This is a genomic window from Petrotoga sp. 9PW.55.5.1 (assembly GCF_003265365.1).
Taxonomy (GTDB): Bacteria; Thermotogota; Thermotogae; order Petrotogales; family Petrotogaceae; genus Petrotoga.
Map to the genome: position 1 here is coordinate 1 of NZ_AUPM01000058.1, position 11,711 is coordinate 11,711.

Genomic DNA, 11,711 nt, shown 5'->3' on the forward strand with positions numbered 1-11,711 from the left:
ATTCCAAAAACCCTATGCACTATTGAGTGAGTAATAGGGGGTGAAGAGAACGATACGGGAAACACCCAGACCCATACCGAACCTGACGGTTAAGCCGTATCGTGCCGATGGTAGTACGATTCATTCGTGCAAGAGTAGGTATCGCCCCCTTTCTTTTATTTAATTGCCGCTTCTTTTTAGAGCGGCAATTTTTTTGTTATAATTTGTACTATTAGTAGATAAATTTTAATGATCCAAGAGTTATAATAATATATAAGGCTTTAAAAAAATAATTTAATTATAAGAGAGGGGGGTTTCTATGTTGATGAATATTTTGTCGCTTTTAGGAGCTATATTTTTAATCATTTTAGCTGTACTTTTTTTTCCTTTGATCTTTAGAATTTTAATTATTATCGCCGGTATAATTTTAGTAGTTGTTGCATTTTTTGGTTTGGCTACTATTGCGTTTCCAATTATATTGATTCTTCTTGGAATAACTATAATTTATCAATTGATTACATATTTCTTTTAAATTTAGTTGACTAGCGAGTATTTTTGTGATAAAATATAAAAAATTCAGAAGAGTCAGGTGTTCATATGTTTTACAGGGGCGAAATAATTAGTTTTATTATAAGCTTTAGTAGTTTTCAAAATAATAATAATAACAATACACAGCGTCGGTAATTTACGCTGAGTGTTGTCATATATTACCGACGCCAAATATTTAGCGTCGGTTTTTTTATTTTCTACAAACATACAGGAGGGGAAATTTTATGAAAAAGATTTTAGAAATGTCAAAAAAGGTAGATTCTGTTGAAGTTGTAAAGAGTTATTTATCTGATAAAACTTATTATGACGCTTTGATAATTCAATCTGAGATTTTGGGGTCATCAAGAGAATTTCTCGTAGAGAGAGGTTTTGTTGAAATGTTACCAGTAATTATTTCAACAATTACAGATCCTTTGAACCATGATGTTCTAGATGCACAAATTGATTATTATGGGTATAAGTATTATGTGACAAAATCGATGATTTTACAAAAGCAAGTTAGTGTTTTAGTTCACGATAAAATATTCTCTTTTTCTCCAAATTTAAGGTTAGAAAAAGAAGAAAAGTATGATTCAGGAAGACATCTAATAGATTTTGTTCAGCTTGATATTGAAATAAAAAATAAAAAAAGGGAAGAGATTATGGATTTAATGGAAGATTTGATTATTTACGTTATAAGAAATGTTTTGGAAAAATATTCTGATATAATAGAAAAGTATCATCCATCATTAAAAATTCCTTCGAAGCCATTTAAAAAGATTTCTGTAAAAAAAGCAAAAGAACTTTATGGTGATGAATATGAAAAATTGTTGTCCGAACAGAGTGATCAACCTCTTTGGTTGATAGATTTTCCTATTTTGGAAAGAGAGTTTTATGATAAGCAAGATCCAAAAAATTCTGATATTCTTTTAGATTTTGATTTAATATACCCCGAAGGTTTCGGAGAAGGTATTTCTGGGGGAGAACGTGAACATGAATATGAACAAATTGTGAAAAGAATAAAGTTAAAAGGAAATGGGCTGGAAAGTTATGAAGATTATTTAAAAATTGCAAAAGAAGGATATTTAGAACAATCAGCTGGCTGCGGTATTGGTATTGAAAGATTCACCCGATTTATTTTAGGTTTGGATCATGTAGAAAAAACAAGATTGTTTGGAAAAGCGCCTGGGAAATTTACAATTTAATAATTTATTTTTGGAGGTTATTTATGAATATTAAAAGGGCGATAATTTCTGTTTATGATAAGACTAATTTGGAATCATTTGCCAAATTTTTGTTTGAAAATGGGGTAGAAATAATAAGCACTGAAGGAACAGCAAGATATTTAGAAAAAAAAGGCATATCTACTATAAGAATGTCGGATTTTATAGGATTTCCTGAAATTTTAGATGGTCGTGTAAAGAGCGTTGATCCTAAACTTATGGGAGGAATTTTAGCTAAATCTAATAAGAAAACTCATGAAAAGGATATGGTAGATTACAATTTAAAAAGAATTGATATGGTTATTGGAAATTTCCCCTCTTTTGAGGAGATTGTAAAAACTACCGTTAATGAGGAATCTCTTTTGGATTATATTGATATTGGAGGATTTTCTCTTTTAAGAGCTGCAGCAAAGAATTATAAAGATGTTGTTTCTTTGGTAGATCCAAAAGATTATCAACTTGTAATGGATAATTTAGAAGATTGTGGAGATGTTCCATTACAATTGAGAAGAAAATTGGCTTTAAAAGTTTTCTTTTCAACATCTAAATATGATGCAAATATTCATAAAACTTTTTCTGAGTTGTTTGCGGCTGAAAAATTTGATCATGAGTTTTTTGAGATTTTAGGAAATCTTAGATATGGTTCAAATCCTATGCAAGAAGCTACTTTGATGAAATTTTTGGGTGAAGACAGCTTTATAGATTTTTTGGAGAATATGACTTTTCATAAAAAACCAACTTTAAGAATTTTAAAAGATATTAAGATTCTTTTTAAATTAGCCAGTTTATCTGAAGATGAATTTTTAGGATTTGCCAAAAAAGGTGTATTTGTTTTTGGATATTTAACTCCTACTTCAGAAGAAAAAGAAAAGTTTGTAAAAACAATAAGGGAGTTAAAAGGTGGGGTTATTTATACTGATGATATAAATGTTATTAAGGAGTTAAAAGATTCGAAGCATGATGCATTATTATTTTCTAATGATTTTAATAATAGAGAAGAATTGATATCTTACAAACCAATGGTTTTTAAGATCAATAAGCAAATTCTAAATTTAAACGAAGAATACATAATTGATGGAGATTTACTTATTAAACAAAATTATCTTGATGTTTATATGGATTTATCTTCAACAGAAAAATTGGCTTTTGAAGTTGCAAAAATTCATAAATCAGATACAGTTGTATATGTTAAAGATAATTTAATATGTTCAGGTAATCAATCTTGTTTAAATAGAGAGATAGCATTAAATGCTTTGGAATTGACTTTGCAGAGATTTGAGATAATTCCTCAGAAGGGAATTATTATTTTTGATTCTCCTGTAAATTCAGACCAAATTGTGCAAACATTATTAGATTGGAATATCGGAAAAATTATTGTGCCTTCTAGTTTACCGGGGTATGAAAAATATTTGAAACTATTAGAGGATAATGGTATTAATATTATCACTAGTCAGAGAAGATATCATAGATACTAGTAGTTAAAGATATTAATTTTCTATGCTAAGAAAAATAAAATCTTACTAGAAAGAGAATAATTGCAATTTATAAAGGTGTAAAAAAGGAGTTGAAAGTTAAAATTAACCAGCCTTTAGTTTCAGTAATTCTAGTTTGTAGAAACGAAGAAATGACAATAAGAAAATCTTTGCTCTCATTGATAAAGCAGTCATATGAGCCTTATGAGATTGTTGTTGTTGATGGAAAGTCAACAGATAAAACTGTTGAAATTGTTAGAGAAATAAAAAGGGATTTTTCAAATATTAAAATTATTAATAATGAAAAGATTTACACCCCTCACGGTTTAAATTTAGGGATTAAAGAAAGTAAAGGGGATTTTATTTTGATTGCTGGGGCCCATACAGAATTTAGTAAAGATTACATCAAAGAATCTGTGAAATTTTTACTCAGTCATCCAGAAGCTGATGCTGTTGGTGGTGTATCGATGGCAAAGGGATTAGACAAAAATAATTGTATTCAAAATGCAATATCATACGCATATTCTTCAGTTTTTGGCACTGCTGCAAAACATAGGTATTATACAAAAGAACCTAGAGAAATAGATACAGTTGCATATGCTTGTTATAAAAGAGATGTTTTTGAAAAAGTAGGTTATTTTGATGAGAAGTTAATTAGAAATCAAGATATCGAGTTTAATTATAGAATGAGGAAACATAATCTAAAGATATTCTTGATACCTCAGATAAATTATTACTATGTTCCTTCAAAAATTAAGTTGTTTTTGAAAAAAAACTTTTCCAATGGTTATTGGAATTATATTACATTAATAAATTCACCTTACGGCATTTCTATCAGACATTTCATTCCTTTTCTTTTTTCTATATATATCATTTTTCTGATATTATTTTTAATCTTTTCTAAGAATTTTATTTTTAATTTTGTATTTTTAATTCCTTTAATTTTTTATTTTATTCTTGATGTATATTTTTCCTCTAGATTTTCAATAAAATTGAGGAATTTAAAATTATTTTTTTGTAGTCTTCTTGTATTTCCATCTTTACATATTTCATATGGATTGGGAACTCTTTTTAGTATAATAAGAGGTGGAAAAAAAGAAAAACAGAGTATATTATAATATTCTAATATTCTAAAAGATCGAAGGTGTAATAGAAGTTGCTGATATATAAAGTAATGCTTTCTTTCATTTTATCGCTTTGTTTAGTTCCTGTTATGATAAAAGTTGCTTTTAAATTTGATATAGTTGATAAACCTGATAATAAATTAAAACTTCATCAGAAACCTATACCTTATTTAGGTGGCATTGTAGTTTTTCTTTCAGTTTTGCCTTTCTTTTATAAAGATATAGGATTTATAGTTCCTGCCTCTATCTTGACTTTTATTGGTTTATACGATGACATAAAAAGCGTGTCTCCTTATATAAGGTTAGTAAGTGAATTTGTAGTAGTCTCTATGGCGGTTTATTTTGTAGCAGGAATAATTCAACCTGTTCAATTTTTATTATTAGTAATAACCGGAATGGCTCTTATTAATGGAGTTAATATGGTTGATGGAATGGATGGAGTGTGTGCTGGTACAGCTATAGTTAGCTTGTTGTTTTTTTCGATAATTTCAAAAAATTACGAATTATTGATTTTTGTATTTGCCATTTCTGGATTTTTAGTTTATAATTTTCCACCTGCCAAGATTTTTTTAGGAGATGCAGGTTCATATCTTCTAGGATTTATTTTGTTCTATTCTTTTTCTTTCCTCTCAGGAAGATCGGGAAGAGGGGGGTATTTTATTTCATTAATGATTACGGCTTTTTATTTTACCGATTTGGTATGGGCAATTATAAGAAGAGTTATTAATAATAAATCTCCATTCTTTGGAGATAAGGAACATATATATGATAAAATTAGAAAAAAATTTAATTTAAAACCTTTATTTGTTGCTTTGATCACATATTTTATATCTTTTATTTTTGGCATAATAGGATTAATTGCATGGGATTTTCAAGTAATTGGTGTTATAATTACAATAATAACCTTTATTTTTGTAGGATATTTTTTCAAGTTATACAAATATGATTAATTTACTAGAAGAGGTGCGTTTTTATGATTATTTTAAAAGGAAATTACGGTGATTATATGAAACTTCGTCCAATATCTGTAAAAAAGATTTTTTTAGACGAAGCTATGTTAAGAAACAACAAAAATCCTGATATTTATGAAAAATATATATATGAAGTAGAAGGCAGATTTGGAAATTATAAGTGGTTAAACAATGAGTTTAACATTGGTGATGAATATAAAGGGAAATTATCAAAATTGAATGTGGATATTGAATATATTCCTCTTGTATTAACAATTCTTAGAATGAATACGTTTTTTAAATCAAAAAAGAAAAGTATGATTTCTATACTTTCTTCCGATCATGAAAATAGAACTCATGAAATAATTACGGAGGAATCTTTTTTTTATGCAATAAATCAAGAAAATAATTTGGTCTTTTTATTTTTAAAAAAAATGGGCAAGGGATTAATTGAACACCATATAATATTTACAAATAGTAGTTATGGAGATTATTTTGATATTTATATTCAAACTGATAGAAAGAGTCTTCAAGGTTTTTATAATAGCCTGTTAAAAGAAACAAATAATTTTAGGGTAGCTGTTCTTCCAAATATAGCCCAAAGAATAACGCCTTTTTACGATAGGATAATTGAAAAAATTTCTATCGTTAATTATGAAGACATCAGTGAAATTACGGACGAATATTTTTCAGCTTATAATTTATTACCAAATGATTTTATTAGAGAGAATGAAGCCAAAAAGGAATTAGAGCGTTATACAAACTTTTTATATAGTAACAAATTTGATGAAGATGATTATATATTTGATGATGATATAGATGATGTAGATTTAGATTTTACAATAAAAAACATGGAAGATATTGAAAGTGAGTTACTAGATGCAACAACTTCTAGTCCAAAAGAGGAAAGTTACAAAGGTGATTATTATGATGACTCTTATGACTTATTTATAGAAATGGAAGAAGAATTTATGGATTTTATGGATCATATTATATACGATGAAAATATTGGTAAATTAGATAAAGAGCATTATTTTTTTAGAATAAAAAATATGATAAATGAAGTTTCCTCAATATTCCAAGATTTAAAAAGCAAAAGAGAGTTTGAACGAGAACTTCTACTAGATTTAGTAAATGCCTATGGTATAGAACAGATAACTAACAAGAAAAATTTATTAGCAAAAATATTTGAAGAAATTGATATGGAGAAAGATTTAAAAGAAATATACGAAATTTCAGAGGATAAAATTTTGAATGATTATAAAAACTGGTATAAAGATATTTTTTCCAAGAATGGAAAAAGTATGAAGGAGTTTATAAAAAATTAAATTTTTTAAATATCAGAGGAGTCCTATAAGGACTCCTCACTTTATTGTTTGGATATTAAAACAATTCACCACTACCGAGTTTGAAATCTACCAACTTTAATTTCTTTATTATAGGAATATCATAAGGGCATCTTTCTTCACAGACCATGCATTTTGTACAATTATTATAATTTTTATTTAAATCACTATAAGCTTTTTTAGCTACATTTTGATTGCCAAACCAGAACGCTAACCGTTCTCTTAGAGCATAATCAGGAGCTTCATGGGGCTGATAATCTCTCATTTGTCTATCAAACCAACCTTCAAATTCAAAAATTTTCATTATGTCTATACTTTCAGGGCAGGGCAAACATTTTCCACACTGTCTACAAACATAGTTGCCAAGCTCTTGCGCTTTATAATAAAGATTATCAATAGATTTTTGAGATAAAGGTTTAAAATTATTAGCTATTTCAATATCCTTTTTCAACATATCCTCCGAATTGGCTCCTACTACCATAACATCAATATCCTGAGTTAAAGCATAATTCAGGGCATCTTCTGTAGATCTATAAAGGTAACCATCGGCAAAAGCTTTCATACCAACTATTCCCATATTTTTTGATCTTGCTACAGGAATAAACTCATTGTAAGTACTTGGAAAATTAAAAACATCAAAATAATTAAATTGGGTCATAGCTACATCTAAATCTACAGTTTTAATTAGCTTAAGTGCAAAATCACAAAGTCCATGAAAAGAAACCCCTAAATTTTTAATAAATCCTTTATCTTTCATTTTATAAAAATAGTCGAGAGATGAGTCACTATTTAATAAAGCCTCTAAATCTTCTTGAGTTGTAACATGATGTAGAAATAAAACGTCTAAATAATCTGTTTTTAAGTTCTTTAATGTTCTTTCCAAGAAATATTGAGCATTTTTCATATCTCTTGCATGACATTTGCTGGCAAGAACTACCTGGTCTCGTCTACCTTTTAAGGCATATGCCATTTTATTTTCCGATTCACCGTCTCCATACTCAGCAGCCGTTTCAATATAATTTCCCCCCGACTCTAAATATATATCCATCAATTTTGCGACCAATTCTTTGGAAATTTCTAACATATGAAATCCACCAAGTCCTAAAAGAGAAACTTCTAAGCCTGTATCACCCAATTTTCGAGTTTGCATCTGTCTCACCTCCGTAATTTCAATGAGATAATTCTAGTTCTTTTCTCACCATTTTTAGAAGAGAAATTATAGGTAGATGTTGTGGACATTCCTTTTCACAATCACCACATTCCTCACATCTTGAAGGATCTACATTATCTGTTATTAAGGATTGATATCTTTTTTTAGCTTCTTCTATATTATCATAAATATATCCTTCGTTGTATATACTAAAAACGCTTGGAATGGCGATGTTATTTTTGCAAGGTACACAATAGTTACAACCAGTACAATTTATTTTTGATTTATTATTGTAAATGTTTTTAACTTTGTTAATTATTTCTAGTTCTTTTTCTGACAAGGATTTCGGGCCTGAATCTTCTGCACTTTTTATGTTATCTATAACCTGTTCCATATTTGACATTCCACTTAAGACAGTAGTTACTTCTGGATGGTTCCATACCCATCTTAATGCCCAATACGCTGGAGTTTTCGAAGGATCTAAAGCATTAAGAATATCAAGTGCTTCTTGAGGTAATTTATTGACTAACTTTCCACCTCTAAGAGGTTCCATCACAATAACTGCTAAACCTTTTTGATGAGCATATTTTAACCCTGCAAGTCCTGCTTGGTAATGAGTATCTAAATAATTAAACTGGATTTGACAAAAATCCCAATTGTAAGAGTCTATAATACTTTTAAATGTTTTAAAGTCATCGTGAAAAGAAAATCCAGCGTATCTAATTTTCCCAGTTTTTTTTGCATTATCTAGAAACTTTAATCCATTCAATTTATATACATTTTTCCACCGATTTTTATCAAGAGAATGCAATAAATACATATCTATGTAGTCAGTATCAAGTTTCTTTAACTGTTCATCAAGATATTTTTCAAAATCTTCAAACGTATTTACCAACCAAACAGGATTTTTAGTAGCTAAATAGACTTTTTCTCTGTATCCGTCTTTCAAGGCCCTTCCAACAAAGTATTCACTGTTACCTAGATGATAAGGATAAGCGGTATCTACATAATTCAACCCATTGTCTATTGCATATCTAAGCATTTTTGTTGCAGTTTGTTCATCGATTTTTCCTTCATCATTATCAAGAATTGGTAGTCTCATGCAACCAAAACCTAATGTAGAAATTTTATCATCAAATTTACTAAACTTTCTATATTTCAAAAACAAACACCTCCATAAAAATAATAAAAAAAATACAAAATATTTAGTTGGCATAATAAACTTTTCTGTTTATATTATATCTTAAATACAATAAAAAGAGAAATTATTATTTTAAAAATATAGGAAAAAAGTTGATTATGATATAATAAAAATAATTCTATATATTGAAAAATTTTTCAATTATTCTCTTCTCAGGAGGTAGTCGAATGGTATTAGAAGATATGCTTTATTTTTTCAGCAGTAGTGGATTTATGAATATTTCCCTATCTCAAGTTTTCATGATAATACTCGGTCTTATAATTATTTACATAGCTATTTCAAAGCATGCTGAGCCTCTTTTGTTAATTCCTCTCGGCTTTGGAATGATTATAGCTAATATTCCTCCAGAGGTAACAGGAGTTTTGATGCAACCAGAAAATGGTCAACCCGGAGGATTGTTATGGTATATTAAGTTAGGGTTAGATAAAGGGATATACCCACCTTTAATTTTCTTAGGAATTGGAGCATTAACGGATTTTTCATACCTTATTGCTAATCCAAAATTAATTTTGTTAGGGGGAGCTGCTCAAATAGGAATATTTATTAGTTTTATTCTTGCAAATCTGATAGGGTTTAATATTAATTCAGCTGCTGCTATTGGTATGATTGGGGGTGCAGACGGGCCTACTTCAATTTATTTAGCTTCAAAGTTTTCTCCAGACTTGTTACCCGTTATTGCTGTGGCAGCTTATTCTTATATATCTGTTATACCTATTTTACAACCGTTCATATCTAAAATGTTGACTACAAAAAGAGAAAGAAAAATTCGGATGAGAAGATTAAGAGTAGTTTCAAAAAGAGAAAGAATTATTTTTCCTATAGTAACCACTATTTTAGTTTCTCTAATTGTTCCTCAATCTTTACCTTTGATAGGGATGTTAATGTTAGGAAATTTATTGAAAGAATCTGGAGTTACCGGAAGACTTGCTGAAGCTGCTTCGCGTTTTATACTTGACACTGTTACCATATTGTTGATGCTTTCTGTTGGGGTTAAAGCTACGGCTGAAGTTTTTTTATCAATGGTTACATTAAAAATAATTTTATTAGGAGCAATTGCTTTTATTGTTGCCATGGCAAGTGGAATTGGGTTTGCAAAATTGATGAATCTATTTTCCAAGGAAAAAATTAATCCCTTAATTGGAGCAGCTGGTGTGTCCGCGGTTCCAAATTCAGCCCGAGTAGCTCAGCATATAGCTCAAGAAACGGATCCAGGAAATTTCATTTTAATGCATGCTATGGGACCAAACGTAGCAGGAGTTATTGGTTCGGCAATAGCTGCTGGAATGTTTTTAAGCGTACTTTGATTAAAATTCTTTTTAGGAGGAATATATTAATGCCATCTAGTACAAAAAGTTTCAAGGTGTTTATCAATTACAATTATTGTAAAAATTGTGGTATTTGTTCATGGATTTGCCCTGTAAATGCTATAATAGAGGAAAGTTTTGGAAAACCGGTTGTACCAGATCATGAAAAATGTACAGGATGTTTACAATGTGAAAGAATGTGTCCGGATTTTGCTATAAACGTTATAGAGATTAATTCATAGCATTTTTTAAGCTTCAAAAAGAGGTGAATTAGATGGGTAAAATGCTTTTTTTACAAGGTAATGAAGCGGTTGGGATGGCAGCAATAAAAGCAGGATGTCGATTTTTTGCTGGATATCCCATAACTCCTTCTACGGAAATTGCAGAATATATGTCCAGAGAATTACCTAAAGTAGGTGGGACATTTATTCAAATGGAAGACGAACTTGGGAGTGCAGCTGCAATGATTGGTGCTTCACTTGCCGGCGTTAAATCAATGACAGCTACTAGTGGTCCTGGTTTTTCTCTTATGCAGGAAGCTTTAGGTTACGCAATTATGACAGAGGTTCCATGTGTTTTTGTTGATGTTATGAGAGGAGGACCCAGCACGGGACTTCCAACTAAACCTTCTCAAGGAGATATAATGCAAATACGTTGGGGAACACATGGAGATCATCATATTATTGCAATTTATCCCTCAACAGTTGAAGAGGTTTATAATTATACAATTACTGCTTTTAATTATGCAGAAACTTATAGAACACCTGTAGTTTTAGTTCTGGACGAGACATTAGCTCATATGAGAGAAAATGTTTATTTTGATTATGAGAAAGAAAATCCTCAGGTTGTGGAAAGATTAAAAGAGGTGGATATAGGTGAAGAAGAATTGTTTTTGCCTTTTGATTTAGAAGAAAGATTTTCAGTAAATCCACTTGTTGAAATGGGGAAAAGTAGGTTTCATGTTTCCGGACTGGTACACGATGAAAGCGGTTTCCCAATTAGAGATCCTAACACAATATCAAAAGTTATAGAACATCTTGATTCTAAAATTAGATTATCGGCTGAAGAAATTTCCATTTATAACGAATATATGTTACAAGATGCTGATATAGTTGTTGTCGCATACGGTAGTGTTGCAAGAAGTGCATTAAAAGCCGTAAAACAAGCTAGAAGTGATAAAATACCAGTTGGTTTTTTTAAACCTATAACTATATGGCCTATGCCTACTTCAAGGTTGAAAATGATATTTAAAAACGCACAAACAATTATTGTACCAGAGATGAATATGGGGCAGTATGTTAAAGAGATGTCACGTCTTAATAAAATGAACAAACATGTAGAATCTTTGACTAAAACTTCAGGAGAATTAATAACTCCCGAAGAAATATTGAATGTGATCATGAAAATGTGGGTGCAGATAACGGAGATGTGATT

At 29.6% G+C, this 11,711-nt stretch carries 11 protein-coding genes and 1 rRNA gene; 10 read left to right on the forward strand and 2 right to left on the reverse strand.

The genetic code is table 11. The annotated features are described in order from the left end of the window. Positions 1-36 precede the first annotated feature (36 nt). From rrf to PW5551_RS08485, 7 genes are all read left to right on the forward strand, one after another. Positions 37-150: ribosomal RNA gene (gene rrf / locus PW5551_RS08455) — 5S ribosomal RNA — on the forward strand. A 154-nt stretch (positions 151-304) separates the two neighbouring features. Further along, positions 305-511 (forward strand): hypothetical protein, encoded by a 207-nt coding sequence (locus PW5551_RS08460; RefSeq protein ID WP_146738348.1) that lies wholly within the window; start codon positions 305-307, stop codon positions 509-511. A gap of 241 nt (positions 512-752) precedes the next feature. Continuing rightward, on the forward strand, positions 753-1,712 hold the full coding sequence (locus tag PW5551_RS08465; RefSeq protein ID WP_113075345.1) for an asparagine synthetase A: 960 nt from the start codon (positions 753-755) through the stop codon (positions 1,710-1,712). Positions 1,713-1,735: 23 nt separating this feature from the next. After that, entirely contained in the window at positions 1,736-3,205 is a 1,470-nt protein-coding gene (locus PW5551_RS08470; RefSeq protein ID WP_113075346.1) for a hypothetical protein, read from the forward strand. A gap of 89 nt (positions 3,206-3,294) precedes the next feature. After that, positions 3,295-4,320 carry a glycosyltransferase family 2 protein gene (locus PW5551_RS08475; RefSeq protein ID WP_113075347.1) on the forward strand — a complete coding sequence of 342 codons (1,026 nt, stop codon included), beginning with the start codon at positions 3,295-3,297 and terminating at the stop codon, positions 4,318-4,320. Between the two features lie 38 nt (positions 4,321-4,358). Then, positions 4,359-5,276 carry a glycosyltransferase family 4 protein gene (locus tag PW5551_RS08480; RefSeq protein WP_113075348.1) on the forward strand — a complete coding sequence of 306 codons (918 nt, stop codon included), beginning with the start codon at positions 4,359-4,361 and terminating at the stop codon, positions 5,274-5,276. Positions 5,277-5,299: 23 nt separating this feature from the next. Beyond that, positions 5,300-6,604, forward strand: a complete 1,305-nt coding sequence (locus tag PW5551_RS08485) for a hypothetical protein (RefSeq protein ID WP_113075349.1) — start codon at positions 5,300-5,302, stop codon at positions 6,602-6,604. Positions 6,605-6,659: 55 nt separating this feature from the next. Here the strand turns inward: PW5551_RS08485 and PW5551_RS08490 are convergent, their stop codons facing one another. Together PW5551_RS08490 and PW5551_RS08495 are read right to left on the reverse strand one after the other, a co-directional pair. Continuing rightward, positions 6,660-7,772 carry an aldo/keto reductase gene (locus PW5551_RS08490; protein ID WP_113075350.1) on the reverse strand — a complete coding sequence of 371 codons (1,113 nt, stop codon included), beginning with the start codon at positions 7,770-7,772 and terminating at the stop codon, positions 6,660-6,662. A 19-nt stretch (positions 7,773-7,791) separates the two neighbouring features. Then, positions 7,792-8,934 (reverse strand): aldo/keto reductase, encoded by a 1,143-nt coding sequence (locus PW5551_RS08495; protein ID WP_113075351.1) that lies wholly within the window; start codon positions 8,932-8,934, stop codon positions 7,792-7,794. A 206-nt stretch (positions 8,935-9,140) separates the two neighbouring features. Between PW5551_RS08495 and PW5551_RS08500 the strand changes: the two genes are divergently transcribed. Genes PW5551_RS08500 through PW5551_RS08510 form a run of 3 tightly spaced genes read left to right on the forward strand, consistent with a single transcriptional unit; the run spans position 9,141 to position 11,709 of the window. Further along, positions 9,141-10,277 (forward strand): sodium ion-translocating decarboxylase subunit beta, encoded by a 1,137-nt coding sequence (locus PW5551_RS08500; RefSeq protein WP_113075352.1) that lies wholly within the window; start codon positions 9,141-9,143, stop codon positions 10,275-10,277. Between the two features lie 29 nt (positions 10,278-10,306). Continuing rightward, on the forward strand, positions 10,307-10,519 hold the full coding sequence (locus PW5551_RS08505) for a ferredoxin family protein (RefSeq protein ID WP_113075353.1): 213 nt from the start codon (positions 10,307-10,309) through the stop codon (positions 10,517-10,519). A 32-nt stretch (positions 10,520-10,551) separates the two neighbouring features. Further along, positions 10,552-11,709: a 2-oxoacid:acceptor oxidoreductase subunit alpha gene (locus PW5551_RS08510; RefSeq protein ID WP_113075354.1), complete on the forward strand. Its 1,158-nt coding sequence runs from the start codon at positions 10,552-10,554 to the stop codon at positions 11,707-11,709. Positions 11,710-11,711: the final 2 nt, after the last annotated feature.

What these genes read in the sequence shown, in the direction of transcription:
- PW5551_RS08500 (WP_113075352.1), top strand. Translation starts at nt 9,141, where the DNA reads ATGGTATTAGAAGATATGCTTTATTTTTTCAGCAGTAGTGGATTTATG.
- PW5551_RS08510 (WP_113075354.1), top strand. Translation starts at nt 10,552, where the DNA reads ATGGGTAAAATGCTTTTTTTACAAGGTAATGAAGCGGTTGGGATGGCA.
- PW5551_RS08470 (WP_113075346.1), top strand. Translation starts at nt 1,736, where the DNA reads ATGAATATTAAAAGGGCGATAATTTCTGTTTATGATAAGACTAATTTG.
- PW5551_RS08490 (WP_113075350.1), bottom strand. Translation starts at nt 7,772, where the DNA reads ATGCAAACTCGAAAATTGGGTGATACAGGCTTAGAAGTTTCTCTTTTA.
- PW5551_RS08460 (WP_146738348.1), top strand. Translation starts at nt 305, where the DNA reads ATGAATATTTTGTCGCTTTTAGGAGCTATATTTTTAATCATTTTAGCT.
- PW5551_RS08465 (WP_113075345.1), top strand. Translation starts at nt 753, where the DNA reads ATGAAAAAGATTTTAGAAATGTCAAAAAAGGTAGATTCTGTTGAAGTT.
- PW5551_RS08485 (WP_113075349.1), top strand. Translation starts at nt 5,300, where the DNA reads ATGATTATTTTAAAAGGAAATTACGGTGATTATATGAAACTTCGTCCA.
- PW5551_RS08505 (WP_113075353.1), top strand. Translation starts at nt 10,307, where the DNA reads ATGCCATCTAGTACAAAAAGTTTCAAGGTGTTTATCAATTACAATTAT.